A 17,610-nucleotide genomic window follows, 5' to 3' on the forward strand; every position below is an offset into this window, starting at 1 on the left:
CTAAATCAATATGATATATGGCAGATTGTGAGCCTGACATATAGCCGCATAATGTATCAATACAGGATATTGGTCTATTTGATTTTGTTATAAAGAAACAAAAATAGACAGGCTATACTGTACAAATAACAAGAAAGAAGAATAAGATTTCAGATCAATATGGGGGAATATAAATATCAATCCGAATGAAGGAAGAGTGTTTATATAGAAAAAGCACCCATTCTATTAGGGTGCTATAAATGTTAATGAATTTTGATTTAAAAATTAAATACGAAATCCCTTATTTATCTGAGATTGGTTTTTTGCTGAAACAGAATCAACATTTTGCTTATTTCCAACAGCTTGAGATGAACTATTCTCCGGCTCCATATTTTTGTCCTTAGAAGATAATGTCAAATTAATCTGCCTGTTCAGTGAATCCAACTGCGATTTGAGTTCCTTTAATTCAGGCTCTTTCTTAAAAGTAGTTGTCATTACTTCTTTCAATATAGGCAAATCCTTTTCCAGCTTTTGATTATCCGATTGGTATTTCTCAATTAAGACAGGTATTCTATCCAATGCTTTCAGGAAGTTGGTCGATGCCAGTATCGGATCGGTTGCAATATGTCCGTTATTGTAAGAATATTTGATACTACCCTCTCCCTCGATAAAGAAGCGGTTGTCTTTAAACATCGAACCTTCCTTCTGGCTTTCTTCCGTTTTGACAAGGATTTTAAAACCATATAGTTCCCCGATTTTGAAGTATTCACCATTAGTGCGAGCATTATTGGCAAGCTGATTGAGTTTATCACCTATTACTTTCGGGTCATTGGTGCCCAGATTATCCAGTTTTATCGGATTGAGTTTATTACCTTCCTTATCCACCTGTACCTTATCATTAAAATGTTGCAGGTCTTTCGTCATTCTGGCAACCATCTCACCGTTACTATCTACAGTACGGGTAATATCTTCAAATTTATAAATAGCAGAAGACTTACTCCGGTTAAAAGCCTGCCGTTCGCTTTCCAAAGAAGCTATCTTCTTTTCCAGTTTGGCTTTCTCCAACAAGTCGGTATTACCTGATAGTATAGCTACATACTCCGAAAAGTTCATGCCTGAACCTTCATCCAGGCTTCCTTCATCAATGGTACGGGTAGCCATATTGTTTGTCTTTAGCTGATTGATAAACAACTGTTTGTTTTGGAGCAGATTAAATTTGTAACTGTCCAATGATTTTTCTACTGCATAAATCAATACATCCACTTTATTATCGGCATACAGTTTAGCTATTTCATTACCTTTACGAATTGCCCGACCATCCCGTTGTGACAGGTCTGAGGGCCGCCAGGGTGTATCCAAATGATGGATGCAGACGGCTCTCCTCTGGGCATTTACGCCTGTCCCCAACATACTTGTGGAACCGAACAATACGCGTATTCGCCCTGCATTCATAGCTTCTATCATAGCTTTTCGTGCATTATCCGTCTTGGCTTCCTGTATAAAGCGTATCTCATGGGCAGGGATTTTATGATCTTCTATTAATTTTCTCTTTATCTCCGAGTATGGATTCCACTCGTTCGGTTTGTATGTTCCCAAATCAGAGAAAACAAACTGTGTCCCTTTTTGAAAGTCGTATTTATTGTAGTATTCGGCTATCTTAGCGGCACAGTGCGATGCTTTATTATCCACATGATCACCGTATGCCTGATCTATCATCCGCATATCGAGCGACATCTTCCGTGCATAGTCCGTTGCTATCAACATCTTGGCTTTTTCTTCACTTGGGGATAAGGGCTGTCTGCCCAATATGGTCGCATCTCCGGTTTCAGCAAATCGCATCAGTTTTTCTATAAAGATTTGTTGTTGTGGTGTCGGAGGAATATTATAGAGTATCTCATTCTTTTCCGGTCTGTCTATTCCTATGTCCTTAGCTGTACGAAAATCAGTTATCTCTGAATAGAAAGACGCCAGTTCCGGTACTTTGATAAAATAGCGGAAGCGTTCTTTCATCACAATCTGGTTGGTAACTGAAAATTCGTAATCGGCAGTTTTTTTTGCAAAGACAGCCGCCCAGGCATCAAAAGAATTGATGCCCTGCTTTTCCAGTTCCTTTGGACGCAGGTATTTGAATAAAAGATATAGCTCCGTTAATGAATTACTGATAGTTGTCCCTGATAGAAATGTTGCACCTAAATCTTTATCCCGTCTTTCCTGTATGGTACGAATAGCAAACAGCATATTCATAGCCCGTTGGCTTCCTTCAGGATTTCCTAAGCCTGCCACACGATCGTGTCGAGTGGTAAAGGCAAGGTTCTTAAACTGATGACTCTCGTCTACAAACAAATGGTCTATACCCATCATCTTAAAGTCTACTACATCATCAGTTCTATTTTTAATAGTATCTGCCAGATTACTAAGTTTTACTTCAAGATTGTTCTTGCGTATTTCCAAACCTTTCAGCATCATTTTGGATATTTCCTTGCCCTGACTACGCAGTACATTGAGGTTCTCTTCCACTGAATCAAGTTCCGCCTGAAATATCTGTTGCTGCATTTCGGGGGATTGAGGTATCTTACCAAACTGGTCATGAGTTAGAATAACGGCATCCCAGCTATTGTTCTTTATCTCATTGAAAATCTTTGTTCTTTTCTGTGGTGTAAAGTCTTCTTTGCCGGGATATAGTATCTTCGCATTGGGATAGGCTGTTTTAAATGTGGCTGCAATTTCATGTACATTGGCTTTGAGTCCGATAATCATCGGTTTATTGGCTTGTCCCAATCGCTTCATTTCATAAGCAGCACAACACATTATCAGCGTCTTACCTGCCCCCACCTCATGATCTCCAATGCCCCCGCCATTCTGTTTGAGCATCCAGATACAATCTTTTTGGGATTGGTATAAATCGGGAATACCCAAGCCCCTCAAATCCAGTCCGGGAAAGGTCTGGTGTGAACCGTCATACTGAGGACGGACGAAACAGTTGAACTTGCGGTTATATTTTTCTGCCAGTTTTTCTTTAAACTCAGGTGATTGTCCGTCCAACCAATCGGAAAAGCCATTACGGATTTCATCAATTTTGGTATTCGCCATTTGTATGGCTTGTCCGTCAGGTACTTTTACATCCTTCTTTTTCCCTTCATCATCCAATACTTCTATAGTTTTGGTAATATTGGGAGTTGTATTGAGAAGCGCGTGTTTGAGAAGATGAATACCTGTATATAGCTTACTTTCGCCTTGTACAGCAAACTTCTCATTGATAATCATATTGCTTTTATCCGCTTTGACAGTAAAGTCATCACGGGAAGCATAATAGTCTATCTTTACATCTGTTTCAAAAAGTTTCGTTATATAATCCTCATACACAGGCGTACCAATCCACCTTTCTCCGAAATTGAAATCCAACTCTTCATATCGGATAGGTTGCGGAGTGGCTTCCTGCAAAGATTTTAAAGATACTTGTGAGGGTATATCATCAGGGTGGTTTTGCAAATAGCGTTCGATGGCTTCGGCTTTTTCTACTACATTACCTGCAATAAAGCGGTCTTTGACTTCGTAATTCTGAATTAATGGATTGAAGTAGATACGTCCCTGCAATTCGGATATGATTTCGTTCCGGTCCTTATCATCCATTAAGGACTGCATATACTCCAGCCGGACTTCGCCATACTTATTTAAAGAGGCTATTAAGGCTTCATCGGAAGTACCGACGACAGAGATTTCATTGGGATTGAACGCCACAGGCATGGAGAAAATATCTGCTTTTTGCAGGTTGCCGTCCACACTTCTTTCCAGAGAGAGTATCTCCCGACCTCCGGCATCCATTTTTATTACATCAAGATTTTTCTTGTCATTGAGGTTGCCGTATCTACGGACAAAGTTGTCGTAACAAATATTCAGGTTTCCTCGAAGTGATGCGTGTTCAGTCAGATGTTTGGCTTCGTAATTGTATAGCATATGGTAGGTATCCCGAATCTCAATATATCTGCTGATTTTAGAACGCTGTTCAAAAGATATATCCAAGGCCTGAAACTCGGCTTCATCCCGGTAACGTTCTTTCAGAAAACCGACTTGTCCGTTATCTTCGGCTAATGAGCCTCTTTTGAGAAATTCTTTGAGTTCGCCTGAATAGGGGCGTGGCTCGAATGCTTTTCTGCGTTCCTCCTGTCGTTGCTCTTCCCGAAGCTTTTCTTTTTGTTCGGCCAGTCGGGCATCTTCAATGGGATAAAGCCCCTCCTTGCCTCCCCCTGGGGGATTTAGGGGGCTGTCTTGAGAGAACATACTTAATTGTACAGGCTTACCTTTCGGAACCGTTTCTTTTTTCTTTCCCCGAACGGGCTTTATTTGTGTCCGTTCTTCCTGTGTAAAACCGAACAAGTCGTATAAACTCATTACAGGTTCAGAAACATTGACTTCTAATGCCTGATAGCTTGTCTTCTCTTTTACCTCTGGCATTTGATTCTGTCGATCTGACGATTCTTGTTGGATAGGCTGAGAAATATTGACTTGTGACTTTTCTTGTTTTTGAATGGTGGAATGCTGATTATATAGGTCCAGATTGAAGTTAGATTCCAAATCGCTTTTCAACATCTGCCTCATATAATCAGCCATCTTATCAATACCACCTTCATACAAGAATACCTGTGCAGGTTTACCGTAAGGGTCAGTACCAATAGACGATTTGTTCTGTACCACCCGGCCGTGATTGTAGAAATAATCGCTATTGTAGATGCCAGTCTCTTCTGATTGGGAACTTTGGATAAACAGATCTTCTCCGAAATTCAATTTTTCTTTTACTGTATTCTTCTGTAATACAATCAAATCGCTGCCAACTTCCGTTCCTGCGTAATCGGTAAAAAGGTTATTAGGCAAACGGATCGCTGATACCAGATTTGTATTTTCCATCAGCCATTGACGTACAGGTTCGTTATTCGGGGAATTCATTACTCCCTGAGAGGTAATAAATGCCATAATACCGCCTTCCCGCAATGATTCTACTCCTTTTACAAAGAAATAATTGTGTATAGCCTTAGTAGAATCACGATGTAAAGCATCCTTTTTCATAAAAGCAGCATCGAAAACACTAATATCCCCGAATGGAATATTGGAAGAAACAACATCAAAATAGTTATTATACCTGCTTTCAATGGTTTCAAAACCTTCGATTTTTACTTTATCATCCGGAGATAGGTATTTTAATATTTTCCCGGTCAGTAAATCTTTTTCGAAAGAGATCATTTCATTCTTTTTGTCGGCAATCTGAAGAAAGGCATTGGCAAATTCTCCCGTACCCGCTGACGGGTCCAGTATACGGGAAGGCATGATGCCGCAATCATGCATAGTCTCTGCAATAACATTAACAACTTCCGGAGGCGTATAAAAGGCTGTTAGAACAGAATTTTTTATACTTCCGAAATAGCGTTTATACTCGCTCTCATTTTCCGTATTATTTCTAATTGTACGGTGCAATTCGGCGACCAAAGGAAAAAGCTCTAGTTCTGATTTCGCCCAATGAGCAGTATCAGTCAAAGAGTTAGCAGGATTGAGGACACATTTAAGCCCTCCAAATCCTGCATATTGCTTCAAAATAGATTGTTCTTCTTTTGTTGGTTTCCGATCTTCTTTATCAAGGAGGAATATTAATTGTATTGCTTCGATATTTGCTTTTAAATGAGCCTTTTTACTAAAGCTCATTCTCCTCCAGCCATAAGCTGATGAATCCGGTTAGTTCGGTATAGAGTTTATCATATTCTTTTGATGACTCAAATTCATCGGACAGGATGTATTTGGAAAATACACTATCACTTTCCGGTAGAATACGCTCTGCAAATTCTTTTGCTTTATTTTGCGGTATGATATCCGAAAATTCATTCCACAAAACATTAACCAGGGTATCATACTTTGAAAAAAGCAAATCTTTAAATAACACATGATTAGCCAGTTCTTCCGCAACCAAATGGGTTTCCCCTTCTTTGATGGCATTGGAATAAGCTTCTGCGGCAGCATCCGCACGCAACCGGACAAAATCTGTATCCGAAACTAATTGGGGATGACTTTCTTTGAGATAAGAAAGTAAAGATAGTCCATAGTAGGACAGTTCATTGTTTTGATTCTTTTTCATTTTGTTGGATTTTAGTGGTTCGACAAACTTATAAAATATTTTTCTATTTTTGTGATGTTGAAATTGAATTTATAGAAGTTTTTATAAACATAAGAGTCTAAAATATTATTAGTGGTAGCTATTAATTCTTGCATCTGAAAACTGGTAATTTTTAAATGTGTACAAGATTAATAAGTTTACTGCTCACGTTATGACGTGGGCCTAACTTATTTGTACACAAGGCATACCAGTGCCCCAGATGCGAATAATGTTGGAGCCCACGTTTTCGTTATAACTTATGAAAAAATCTTCTTTCGATTTAAGTACACATTTTCAATATATTATTGAAAATATCGCATTAATATTGGATACACCCAAAGATGAGCTTGTTATTTTCCTCTCTTCCCATAACATAATTTTTTCTGTTAAAAAGGATTCAATGGGAACGGTTTTTGATATTCCGACCGAATCCGGAACATTGAGTTTTATACTGACAACAGAAAAATGTTATGAATTGTTGATATATCCCTGCTCACTGTCAGTTATAGATGCCATAATAAAAATGTGCGACAAGTATTTTGACAGAACAATAGAAAACAGATGGGTAACAAACAATAATGAGGTCGAAATTGATAAAGTAGGAATAAACGCTCTATGCTTTTTCTTCCGGTTCAGGGCCGTAGTCTAAAACAGGAAAGCTCCGCCGTATCCCTACTGCGGAGCCACCACTAAATCCAATTTCAGAAAGTAGAAAAACTTAATGAAAAAGAATTTGTGGTAAAAGTACATACTTTTCTCCGTATTTATTAATTTCTTTTTTTCTTTTCAGAAAATTTGTACTTGATGTTAAACACATCGTCCATCTCCAACGATGCATCGAACTGTTTTCCGGCTTTACTCTTAAAACCTTTGATTATTCCTGTTTTACCTTTGGTAAGCAGTTCTTTCATCTGTCCGTCAGTCAGGTCTTTGCCCGACTTATTCCGGAACATAATCAAACCACAATCTTCGTCCTGACATTTGGCTACCTTCTGATAGAATACCACCTGACTGCTTTTGCATTTGGGACAAGGGCAACTTTCACGTTGGTTGCCGCCACCTTCGATTTTAGCTCCCAATAGTTCAGTGGTAATCTGTGCGGCATATACTTCAATACCCCTATGGAATGTATCGGCATCCATTTCGCCTTTTTCGATTTTACTCAAGGCATTTTCCCATTCGCCCGTCATGGAAATATCTGCAATCTTTTTATCCTTAACTGCCAGATAGACGACTAATCCTTTGTTAGTGGGAACAAGTGATTTCTTTTCGCGTACAATATACTCCCGAGAAAATAGCGTTTCGATAATGGCGGCACGGGTGGCAGGGGTTCCGATACCAGATTCTTTGATTGCTTCGCGCTCGGCTTCATCAGTAAGTTCTTTACCACAGGTTTCCATAGAAGACAATAAACTGCTCTCCGTGTGTAACGGGCGGGGCTTGGTTTGTTTTTCTAATAAATCCGTTCCGTTAATGGGGAGTATGTCGCTATTAGATAAAGATGGAAGAGCCGGAGCTTCATCGTCTCCTTTTTCTTCATCGGATGCGTTCAATACCGCTCGCCAACCGGGGATAAGAATTACACTACCCTTAACCGAAAACGCAACGCCTGAAGCATCTAAAGAAACAGTTGTATTCTCTTTAGTACATTTTTCTGAAAAGGCTTCCAGCACACGAGCTACAATCATGTCATATATGATACGTTGGTCAGCTGAAATATCTTTCGGCATATTTTCTGTAATAATCAGGGCATGGTGATCTGTTACTTTCTTATCGTTTACCGAGCGCCTGTTCAGGCTTGTCCCTGACAATGTTTTTGCATAACTGCCGAATGGAGCGTAACCGGATAGCTGACCGATAAGGGCGGGTATCTCGGCAAAAACATCATCGGAAATATAACGGCTTCCTGTTCTTGGATAAGAAATTAGTTTCGCTTCATAAAGTGATTGGGCCACCGACAGGGTTTTATCTGCTGAAAAACCATGGCGGCTGTTCGCTTCTTTCTGTAAGGCGGTCAGGTCGTAGAGCAATGGTGGTTCCTGATTGGCTTCTTTCCTTTCGCTGCTTATCACGTTTACGGATTCGGCGGAGCGGACACGGTTTAATATTTCATCTGCTTCCTGCTTGGAGCCAAATCGTTCTGTGGAAATAATAGCGAACTGCATTGCGTCTTTTGCCGTATGAAGTTTTACCTGAAAATAGGTTTGCGGTCTAAAATCTTTATTTTCAAGGTATCGGCTACAAATCATTGAGAGTGTGGGTGTTTGCACTCTGCCTAACGACCAAACCCCGTGTCCGGCTGATATTGATAAAGCGTTTGAGGCATTAATCCCGATGACCCAATCTGCCTGGCTCCGGGCTTTTGCCGAAGCGTACAGGTTGTCGTATCCTTTTCCCGGACGCAGGTTCTCCAATCCTTTACGGATAGCCTGATCCGTAAGTGAACTTATCCAAAGACGGTCGAAAGGCTTGGTACATTCCAGATAATTATATATGTAGCGGAAAATCAAACACCCTTCGCGCCCCGCATCACAACAATTAATAATGAGGTCGCATTTATTAAACAACTCTCTGATAACTTTAAGTTGCTTCATCACTCCCGGATCGGGTTTGTATTCCTTGCCGTCTTTGACCTGACGGGGCAGCAACTTAAATTCTGACGGAAGTATCGGCAGGTTTTCAGCCTGAAATCCTGTGATGCCATAATCCTGCGGCATAGCCAATCCTATGAGGTGGCCGAATGCCCATGTAACGGCATACCCGTTACCTTCTAAATAACCGTCCTTGCGGTTATTTGCACCAACGATAGCCGCTATATCACGGGCTACGCTGGGTTTTTCAGCAATCAAAACTTTCATTTATTATTGGATTTTAGTGGTGTTTTTACTAATCTTATCTCCTGATCCCTTTAGGCTTCTGGGCAACTTCTTTCTTTTCTTGTTTCTCCTGCTGTTTTTCTGAAGGTTGAGTTTGCCCTTTCTGAAGAGGTTCTTCGTTTTTCTTAGTCGCTTCATTGGTTTTTCCTTCGGAATTGACCGCAACTTGCGTTTTACTTGCATTGTCCGGAGTAACTTGCTTGGCTTTATCCGGATTCCATTTAAAGAAATCCAGTTTCCCTTTCTCTGCATTCACTTTGATATAAGCGTTAAAGGACTCTCCGGCTTTATCTTTCATGCCACTTACATAAATTGTTTGACCCTCTTTCAGTTTTTCCTGCTGATCTTTAGCCAATTCAACTCCCAATAATTTAGACGGAATACGGAATTGTGACGCATCATTTTTCTGTTGCTGTGGTTGTTGTTGCGATTTTTCTAATTTATTGGCATTATCAAAACGAAATTCCAGCCCCCGCCTGTCAGCATTAATCTGTACGAGAGCATTAAAGTCTTTGCCATTCTTAGAGGTCATACCGTCCAGATATACGGCTTTTCCTTCTGTCAAATCTTTCTTTTGTTGTTCATTAAGAGTTACTCCCTTGATTTCATTGGGAATTTTAATCTTGTCGGCACGGACGGCAACCAATTCGTTTGTCATCTTATCTATAGAAACAAAGGCTTTCATCTTTTCACCTTTTACGGGTTCTATCTCTATCAATCGTCCTGCATTACCCGTTTGCCGGAGGTTTTGCTTATCATCTTCCGTTAATCGCGTGCCATAAACATAGCCATCCAATTGTGGCTCTTTACGAACGGCATGGACAACCAGATTTAGTTTTCCTTCGGGCGTTTCCCGAAGAGAGAGACGGGCATCTGTACGGATTGTCGTATCACCGATCTCTGCTTTGATAGGTAGTAGCATGGGAGTTTTCTGCCAGTTAAGCATTTTATCCAAAGAGTTTTTGTCGATTATGTCTTTAGTTACACCTAACTTCTCAAATTGTGACCAGTCAATACGGGATTCATCGATTGCCTGATAGGGCTTCTTGGCAAATGCTTCAGGTAACACCCTGTGTTGGTCCAGCATCTCTTTATTGGATGGGTTATCCGGGTTTTTCAGCATTTCCTGTAATGCGAGGACTGTCGATTCGATAGCGGCTAACGGAACTTTGAAAAAATGAAAATGGGTAGGCTCTTTACATTGGCGTAAAAAATTAGACATAAAGTTTTCCAAAGCATCACCTTGTTTGTCAATTTTCAGGAAATCGGGCTCATTCTTTTGGTCGGGTTTAGCGGTCTTGGGTGTACCGTCTTCGTTCATTCCTGTAACGACGTTCAGCTTGTTACTGTCCTTTTCGGATACCAAAAGGACATCCTGGTCTTTTAAATTCTCATTCATACTTATTTGGATTTAGTGGTGAAATATTCAAGATAAATGTAAGGAGAGTTTTTTGTTTTTATCTCAAATCTAAATGCACTGGCATCATTTGGCAGTAATTGGCAGTGATACATGATTTGGTTTCTTTGCACTCCAATTATTATACCGTACATACGGTATAATATTAAGCGTAAATTTAAAACCAAAGAATCATGAAAAAAGAAGGAAAATCTTATTTACTTTTATCGTTATTAGAAAAAGAAACATTCGTTGAAAAAGAGGTAAAAGATGCTTACCTCGATTTTATTACGAGTTTAAATGTTGCCGTTGGGCAAACTTGTCCGGAATCCGTATACTGCAAACTTAGCTATATCCGTATAGATCTCATATCTATGATGGATATTGTTGATAAAGAAGACATTTTAAGAATATCTTATATCAACAAGGCAATCTCAGCCATAGATGTTAACCTTCAATTGGCCACATGGCGGATAAATTCTTCTGCTATGACATCCAAAACAATACCTGTCAGGAATATAATATTAAAATGGACCGGAAAGGTTGTTGACCTTGTTGAATTAAGCTATTCTTTGGTTGAGTCCGGGTGCGTTAACAATGGAAATATTAACATCAAAGATTTTACTTACCTGTTGTCAACGTTCTTCAATTTCGAAATAAAAGATTGTTTTAATGTGTACAGGGAGATAAGGAAACGAAAATTCAACCGGACTGCATTTCTTGATGAACTCAAAATTTCTTTGCTTGCCAGAATGGATAATGCAGACAACGGTATATATAAAAAGAAGTAGCAATATCGAAACAATTATACTAAACAGACTGTTTATGTTAAGATGAATGCATTTTTCACTGTAAAATGATGCATTATATCTAAAAAATAGCAAAACACTGTTAAAAGGATATAAAAAGCAGAAGAATTAGATTATATTTGTATTGAAAATAACCTAACGATGGGAAGAATTCCGAGACCTGAAACAAAAAAGAATATCGTTTTCCAGGCTTTCATTTTGTTTACTCAAAAGCCGTACGACAAAGTTACATTCGATGATTTGGAAAGAGTCACCGGATTGAGCAGGGGTGCTTTGCTTTATCATTTTAAGACAAAACTAGACATATTCAATGCGGTTATTGAAAATTCTCTTCTCAACAGATCCTCTGTACTGAATATTCCGATTAAGGACAAAGATTGCCTTAAAAATTTCATTCTTGATTTTATTGCAAATAGTGCCATCGCTATAAAAACAATGGCTAATTTGGGCATAAAGAATGTAAATATGGCCTATTTCAATATAGAATCACAAGCTCATTACTTTTATCCGAATTATAATAAAATTTCGAAACAACAAATTGTCACAGATACTAAAGTATGGCTAAATGTGATCAATAAAGCTTTGGATAATAAGGAAATAGAAAGTCCTATTGAACCTGAAACCCTGGCTCTGTTGTTTGAAAAAACATATTTAGGGCATGCTTATGCCGCTGTATCGGAAGATAAGGGTTGTGATGTTGATTTATTGAAGAAAGAGTTGCTCTCTTTGTATGAGCTGGTAAAGAAAAAGCAAAAAAAATGATGAATGAGATAAGAGAGAGGGCAAAGAAGCTCTCTCTCATTGTTTTCAATCAAAATAGCATGGCTATTTGTTTTTTGTGCCTGCTTTAGTAAATGCCTGAGAGGTATAGCATTTGTCCTTTATTGTTAATAACCCGAGTTCACTAAAGTAATCTTCCATTGCAACAACCGATTTTTTACCGATATTCCGGGTTCTTTGCAATAATCCTATTCTTTGTTGCAACAACATGACAGATAAGACATCTTCCATATTTTCGCACTTAAAATGGGTTTTCAATGCTCTTTTGCCAATTGACGGCATGGGCAGAATATCAATCGGGGAATCAAGATAAATTGCATTTTCCGGATTACGATTGAAGCTCAATCCATATTTATTCACTTTTTTGTCTTTATGGGTACGAAGTAATGTATTTCTTTCTCTTCCGGTTTTTCCTTCTAATGACAGCAGGCACTCGATTTCATCCTGTAATTCTTTATCCCTCCTTTCTAATATATCAGTATTGTTGCTTATACTGGTTGCAGATCTTTTAATACTATTGTCTATATCCTTCAATAAACCGACGATTTTTCTGAATTGTTCCAATTTTACATCGAGATTATTTGTAAAATGATCAATTTTCTTATCGACCGTTTCAATCATATCTTCTATTCTTTCCGAACACTTATCAAGGGATTGGATCTGGCGGTTGATTACCTGAGTCTTTCTGTTGGCCGAATCAAGCAACTCCTGAAGACAATCGTCTTTGGTTGTTTTTCTCCGTTTTCTATTGGTCCACTTATTTTTTATTCGGCAGAAAAATACCCCTAAAAAGCCGAAGCTTACAATAGTGAGAATAAAAATAAGTGATGCATTTATCAGTTTGTCAACATAATAGTTTAATAGATCGGGACTCATAACTGCATATTTTTAGATTCTACCCATCCCCCATAACAAACACAGGAACAATTAGCTTCAAAGCTTTCATTCAATAAATTGATTAACTTCTGGCTGGCGTCTATCAGGATAGGATGGTATTGCAGATTTCCATTTATCCGATTTTCGGGTTCGGGAATATAAGCTGACCGGTTATCTTCCGGTTCATATTTATTAATTACAGCATTGCAATAAGGGCACATCACAGTCCAGTCGTTCTCCTGAGCGTTAATATCCTGATAGAATATCAAGGGTGTTATTCTGCTGTCATTCTTCCTTAACTCATTAACTTCTTTTTTTAATTGTTTAGAGTATTCAACAGGTAATGAGTATATAGGAATCAATGTATTATAATACTTCCAATAAAAATTATCCCATTGCGGCAACTGGGTTTTAGGAAAAACAATGCCGCTGACAATGAATATTACTTTTTTACAGATGCTACAAATATCCTTGTACGTTTCAATGTTTACTATTTGTTTTCCAGCTACAGGCCCGATGAAAACGATTTCATCCGAGTAGTATCTTTTCAGGATATTTTTTAATCCGGTATATCTTTCCCCGTTTATCGAAGTTAGCAGGACCTTATTAGTTGAAACAGGCAACCTGAGATAATTCGGATGGAACATATCCGCTTCTTCCGATAAAAAAGTCTGAATATCATTTTCCTGTTTTGACTTGCCATTACTGTGGATAATGATTAAGCGGTCGTTTTTAACCTGAATATTATCAATAAGCGGATATACGATTCCGGCTATACTGTCACTCATTTGCACATCGGATGCGATTGTTAGTATCACGATATATGTTTTTTCCGCTTGAAATTTCGGTTTGAAGCGATATAGTATTCCTCCTATTGTGTCATCCACGGCAATATCTATTGTTAAGGTTCCTGTATTGGGAGCAAGTTCCGAAATCGAACCCATAATTTGTTTATGTACTCTCACTAAAAAATCATTCATAACTTATTCGTTTTTATTGTCTGTTTCCTCATTTCCTTTTGGTGGCATACCTTTTCCAAAGTGTTCCATAATATATTTTTCTACATCTGATTTTAAATAATAATTCTTTTTATTAATGGTCCGGAAAGGGAGTTTTCCGGAGTTGCGCATCCGCTGCAGTGTGCGTTGGCTTATTTTAAGAATGGTCAACAGGTCTTGATTATCAAGCAGGACATCTTTTTCTATTTGCTGATCGAACCGTATTACCGAGTTTAGTTTACTATTGAGATTGTCAAATTGCTCCATTATGCGTTTCATCCATTCTTCAAAATCATCTTTATCTATATACATGCTACCAGTGTTTTAATTATCCGATAATAAAAATGTTTGGGTTTGACGGGTCTTTGATTATGATCTCTTTTTCCCGCATAAATTTGATATAGCTCTTGGCCGTCCGGTCTTTTACTTCCATCACCTGTTGAATTTCCTCACATAGTTCCTGATAAGTATAGAATGATTTAAGGCGGAAGATGCTTCTTGCCACATTCTTCAGTTCATTTTCTTTTCGTTTATCCTTTTCTTCTTTTGTTTTCTCTCCCAGATAACAGTGCATTCCTTCGTCCTTGTTCCATGCAAATTGGATGAGAGGAACATCAAGTGGGCTCCCGTCACGGACCTTCAATGCTTTTATTACGGAAATATTCGGATCATCGTCTTTTTCGATAGATATAATTGCGGCTGCCTTACGCTGTAGTTCCGACCCCAGATGTCCCCGTAGCTTGAGCCCGTTAGGAACAAAATGCAATACACAGATAATACAAATCTTATAGATGCCTGCCAAACGGTACAATTCGTCAACGATCCGTAAACTCTCAGCTTCATCATTAGCCGACCCGATCAAATCCGCAATACCGTCAATAATAACCAGATGAATACCTCCAAACTCATAATAATACTTATCCATACTTTGGACAATTGCTTGCAGGCGTTCATTCCGGGACATACCTGTCAGGCAATAAGCCTTAAAGTATTCAGGCATGGAATCCTGTCTGTTACGCTTCAATATATTTAATGAATTCTTATATAGCTGTACCTCTGATTGCTCCGTATCATAAAGCAGGACGGCATTATTGCTGTTGTTTGGAAGAATGGAAGTACCAAGGGTATCGATATCTTTATTTCCTTTACTCATTGCTCCGGCAATCAGGCTTGCAGCATAGTTGCTTTTACCGCTACCTTCCCCTCCTGTAATACACAGCAGGTTTCCCTGTGTACCTAAAGGGACATCATTGATTGAAACAACTGTTTCGACGCTGGCCGGAGGATTCTTGAAATCTATTTCACACGATTTAAGGATAGCCATCGTTTCCGAATAGATCAGGTCAAGATGTTGGACAAATAGCCCCATAAACTCTTCACGGCTGTGCCCTAAGCGAAAGTAATCGGTTATATCCTTTTCCTGTTTTGTTCCTTCCAATGGCAAGAGTAACCGCTTTATATCAAATCCGGACAATTGTTCCTGATGTTTCGATGAACACTCCAATCCGGTTTTGTCCATATCATAAAGAATAATGAGATGCTTAAAGCGATAGGTCAGTTTTTGGATAATACCCTTGGGGATATTGGACGACTCGCTATTAAAACAAATAGCATGAAACCCATGAGCAGCCAGAGATAGGACATCCCGTTCCCCTCCCGTTATGAAAAGCATATCTCCTTTGGGTGGTAGTTGCTCCAATCCAAAACAATAATGCTCTTCCGGCTCTCCTGCATACATATAACGGACTGCTGAAAATGGGCGGTATAATTTTAACCGCTTTTTACCGGTGTATGCAAACATGGGTTCCTGTTCGCCGGAATAAAAAGAAAAGGGTTTGCCATCGCTATTTTCACCCGAAAACTTTTTTAAAGACACAACATGATATTGCTTCAATAGTTGAATAGTTATACCTGACTGGTTCCAGAACTCAAACTCATGTTTACTAAACGTTTTTTGAACAGTAGTGAATCCTTTTGATTTTATCCGGTTTTGGATTTGTGGTGGCTCCTTGCTGCTTGTACTATAGGTTTCCGGCTTGACGATTCCACTGTCACTTTTTAAACCCAGGTTCAAATCATTATTTATTATTTCAAGTATCTCGATAAAATCTGAAGGGTTACTACAGTTCTTCCCATATATTTTCCCGACAAGGGCAAAGCAATCTCCGCTATATCCGTCGTTGCCAAAATCCTTCATCCGGTAGCATTGTTTATGCCGGTCATAAAATACATTACACGAGGCTTTGGTGTCTTTATAAAGAGGATTCAGGAAATTCTTTCCAATGCGGAAGTTTACATCCAGATAATGACGGAATACGTTTAATCCGTTATCTGTACGACGCAGTATATCATCTTTTACTAACATGGAAAATGAAATTTTTGCGGAAATTCTCCATTATTTCCGGAGTACAACGGATAACCCTGTCTTTCAATGCTTTCTCTATATCGGAACCTTTGTAGTAACATTTTCCTCCCAGAAGGCTATAACTGATAAGCCCTTTTGTCCTGAGCCTTTGCAAAGTCCTTGTACTGATATTCAAAATGATAGCGACTTCATCATTGTCTAACCAAGCATCCAGTTCTTCTTGATTTTCCTCTGGTTTTGTCGCATTCGCTACATAATGGGCTATCGACTCTATTTTACTTACAATGTCTTTATAAGCCCGGCTTTCAATAGTAATTACATCCATAATAACATAACTTAATGTTTATGCCACAAAAGTCTGAATGTTGAAAAATATAATTACACCACTGTATATACACCCTGTATATTTTTAGAAAATTGACATTGATTTTCAGAATGTTACATTTTAAAATAGCTAAAATTCGATGAAAAACACACGGGTTGGGGATAATTATGATTTATTTTGAGTATAATTGTACAACTAAGTGTACAAATTGTTATCTTTACAAATGAATGCAGAAAAGTAAATTTTACAACAATGGATATAAGGATAATAACAAGTTCCGATTTCCGGAAAAACCAAAAGAAATATTTAGACCTTTCTAAAAAAGAGAGGATCGTAATAACTCAAAGAGGAACCAATGAGGTTATAGAACTTGTCAGGAAAGATAAAATTGAGGTAAGTAATCTCCATCGGGCCATAACCAAAGATGAATTAATGGAAGGCATTGAGGCGGACATCAGAAAAATGTATAATAAATGAAGGTATTGTTTTTGCCGGAGGTCAGGCAATACTTCGTAGAATTGGCTTCTATTCTTTATCAAAAGGATTATTTTGGTTTCGAAGAGAATGCGATTAGGTATGCTCGTGAATTATTCGACGATATAGAAAATTCTTTACCCGAAAAACAAAAAAAGAAAGCTCCTGAATATTTTTCCAAGTATGGAGATAATTTATCTTATGCTGTATTCAAAAAGAACAATACAACGCAATGGTATGTGTTCTTTGAAACATACGTTCAAGAAAAGGCCTATGTCGTTACTTATATAGGCAATAACCATACTATTGTACAATATTTATAGTCTATTCACTTAATCTGATTCGATATTTTTCAGGTACAGAGTTTTCTTCTCGCCTGACAACTCAAATACTACGAACGAGTTCTTATGCTGAATGATCAAAGGATAAACCCTTCGGCGTTAATGACGGTTAAAGACCGTGGTTATCTTTTTCTTAACGGGAAGATTCATCGACAACTTGAAAAATAAACTAGTATGGACAATTACAGATTTAAATTATACTATGCCATATAATTCTCTATTCAATAAAAATGTTAATTTTGTGAACAACTGATA

The 17,610-nt window shown here is 38.4% G+C and carries 14 protein-coding genes; 5 read left to right on the forward strand and 9 right to left on the reverse strand.

Annotated elements, in window-relative coordinates; genetic code table 11:
* Positions 1-264: 264 nt before the first annotated feature.
* Together M2448_RS14520 and M2448_RS14525 are read right to left on the reverse strand one after the other, a co-directional pair.
* Entirely contained in the window at positions 265-5,670 is a 5,406-nt protein-coding gene (locus M2448_RS14520) for a helicase-related protein (RefSeq protein ID WP_163305194.1), read from the reverse strand.
* Complete coding sequence (locus M2448_RS14525; protein ID WP_163305192.1) at positions 5,660-6,097, reverse strand: DUF1896 domain-containing protein; 438 nt, start codon at positions 6,095-6,097, stop codon at positions 5,660-5,662. Before M2448_RS14525 ends, M2448_RS14520 begins: the two co-directional genes overlap by 11 nt.
* A 418-nt stretch (positions 6,098-6,515) precedes the next feature.
* Here M2448_RS14525 and M2448_RS14530 point away from each other — a divergent pair, with 418 nt between their 5' ends.
* Positions 6,516-6,764 (forward strand): hypothetical protein, encoded by a 249-nt coding sequence (locus tag M2448_RS14530; protein ID WP_163305190.1) that lies wholly within the window; start codon positions 6,516-6,518, stop codon positions 6,762-6,764.
* A 118-nt stretch (positions 6,765-6,882) separates the two neighbouring features.
* On the opposite strand, the gene topB is transcribed toward M2448_RS14530, so the two are convergent.
* Positions 6,883-8,973, reverse strand: a complete 2,091-nt coding sequence (gene topB, locus M2448_RS14535) for a type IA DNA topoisomerase (protein WP_163305188.1) — start codon at positions 8,971-8,973, stop codon at positions 6,883-6,885.
* 34 nt (positions 8,974-9,007) lie between these two features.
* On the reverse strand, positions 9,008-10,390 hold the full coding sequence (locus tag M2448_RS14540; RefSeq protein ID WP_163305186.1) for a DUF3945 domain-containing protein: 1,383 nt from the start codon (positions 10,388-10,390) through the stop codon (positions 9,008-9,010).
* 191 nt (positions 10,391-10,581) lie between these two features.
* Between M2448_RS14540 and M2448_RS14545 the strand changes: the two genes are divergently transcribed.
* A complete protein-coding gene (locus tag M2448_RS14545) occupies positions 10,582-11,178 on the forward strand; it encodes an RteC domain-containing protein (RefSeq protein ID WP_163305184.1) in 597 nt (198 codons plus the stop codon).
* Positions 11,179-11,337: 159 nt separating this feature from the next.
* Positions 11,338-11,958, forward strand: coding sequence for a TetR/AcrR family transcriptional regulator (locus tag M2448_RS14550; RefSeq protein ID WP_163305182.1), 621 nt, complete (start codon positions 11,338-11,340; stop codon positions 11,956-11,958).
* Between the two features lie 63 nt (positions 11,959-12,021).
* Here the strand turns inward: M2448_RS14550 and M2448_RS14555 are convergent, their stop codons facing one another.
* Genes M2448_RS14555 through M2448_RS14575 form a run of 5 tightly spaced genes read right to left on the reverse strand, consistent with a single transcriptional unit; the run spans position 12,022 to position 16,540 of the window.
* On the reverse strand, positions 12,022-12,852 hold the full coding sequence (locus tag M2448_RS14555; protein WP_280646989.1) for a hypothetical protein: 831 nt from the start codon (positions 12,850-12,852) through the stop codon (positions 12,022-12,024).
* Positions 12,849-13,832, reverse strand: a complete 984-nt coding sequence (locus M2448_RS14560) for a hypothetical protein (RefSeq protein WP_163305178.1) — start codon at positions 13,830-13,832, stop codon at positions 12,849-12,851. Before M2448_RS14560 ends, M2448_RS14555 begins: the two co-directional genes overlap by 4 nt.
* 3 nt (positions 13,833-13,835) lie before the next feature.
* A complete protein-coding gene (locus M2448_RS14565; protein ID WP_163305176.1) occupies positions 13,836-14,162 on the reverse strand; it encodes a helix-turn-helix domain-containing protein in 327 nt (108 codons plus the stop codon).
* Positions 14,163-14,178: 16 nt separating this feature from the next.
* Positions 14,179-16,215: a bifunctional DNA primase/helicase gene (locus tag M2448_RS14570; RefSeq protein WP_163305174.1), complete on the reverse strand. Its 2,037-nt coding sequence runs from the start codon at positions 16,213-16,215 to the stop codon at positions 14,179-14,181.
* Positions 16,199-16,540 (reverse strand): helix-turn-helix domain-containing protein, encoded by a 342-nt coding sequence (locus M2448_RS14575; protein ID WP_163305172.1) that lies wholly within the window; start codon positions 16,538-16,540, stop codon positions 16,199-16,201. Before M2448_RS14575 ends, M2448_RS14570 begins: the two co-directional genes overlap by 17 nt.
* 252 nt (positions 16,541-16,792) lie before the next feature.
* Between M2448_RS14575 and M2448_RS14580 the strand changes: the two genes are divergently transcribed.
* The gene (locus M2448_RS14580) at positions 16,793-17,017 is read left to right on the forward strand and encodes a hypothetical protein (RefSeq protein WP_163305170.1); all 225 of its coding nucleotides are present in this window, start codon (positions 16,793-16,795) and stop codon (positions 17,015-17,017) included.
* Positions 17,014-17,337, forward strand: coding sequence for a hypothetical protein (locus M2448_RS14585; RefSeq protein ID WP_163305168.1), 324 nt, complete (start codon positions 17,014-17,016; stop codon positions 17,335-17,337). The genes M2448_RS14580 and M2448_RS14585 overlap by 4 nt, the downstream gene beginning before the upstream one ends.
* The last annotated feature ends 273 nt before the right edge of the window (positions 17,338-17,610 follow it).

Source organism: Dysgonomonas sp. PF1-14 (genome assembly GCF_029892965.1).
Lineage (GTDB): Bacteria > Bacteroidota > Bacteroidia > Bacteroidales > Dysgonomonadaceae > Dysgonomonas.

Coding starts and splice junctions, on each gene's coding strand:
- M2448_RS14520 (WP_163305194.1), bottom strand. CDS start 5,670: ATGAGCTTTAGTAAAAAGGCTCATTTAAAAGCAAATATCGAAGCAATA.
- M2448_RS14525 (WP_163305192.1), bottom strand. CDS start 6,097: ATGAAAAAGAATCAAAACAATGAACTGTCCTACTATGGACTATCTTTA.
- M2448_RS14530 (WP_163305190.1), top strand. CDS start 6,516: ATGGGAACGGTTTTTGATATTCCGACCGAATCCGGAACATTGAGTTTT.
- topB (WP_163305188.1), bottom strand. CDS start 8,973: ATGAAAGTTTTGATTGCTGAAAAACCCAGCGTAGCCCGTGATATAGCG.
- M2448_RS14540 (WP_163305186.1), bottom strand. CDS start 10,390: ATGAATGAGAATTTAAAAGACCAGGATGTCCTTTTGGTATCCGAAAAG.
- M2448_RS14545 (WP_163305184.1), top strand. CDS start 10,582: ATGAAAAAAGAAGGAAAATCTTATTTACTTTTATCGTTATTAGAAAAA.
- M2448_RS14550 (WP_163305182.1), top strand. CDS start 11,338: ATGGGAAGAATTCCGAGACCTGAAACAAAAAAGAATATCGTTTTCCAG.
- M2448_RS14555 (WP_280646989.1), bottom strand. CDS start 12,852: ATGAGTCCCGATCTATTAAACTATTATGTTGACAAACTGATAAATGCA.
- M2448_RS14560 (WP_163305178.1), bottom strand. CDS start 13,832: ATGAATGATTTTTTAGTGAGAGTACATAAACAAATTATGGGTTCGATT.
- M2448_RS14565 (WP_163305176.1), bottom strand. CDS start 14,162: ATGTATATAGATAAAGATGATTTTGAAGAATGGATGAAACGCATAATG.
- M2448_RS14570 (WP_163305174.1), bottom strand. CDS start 16,215: ATGTTAGTAAAAGATGATATACTGCGTCGTACAGATAACGGATTAAAC.
- M2448_RS14575 (WP_163305172.1), bottom strand. CDS start 16,540: ATGGATGTAATTACTATTGAAAGCCGGGCTTATAAAGACATTGTAAGT.
- M2448_RS14580 (WP_163305170.1), top strand. CDS start 16,793: ATGGATATAAGGATAATAACAAGTTCCGATTTCCGGAAAAACCAAAAG.
- M2448_RS14585 (WP_163305168.1), top strand. CDS start 17,014: ATGAAGGTATTGTTTTTGCCGGAGGTCAGGCAATACTTCGTAGAATTG.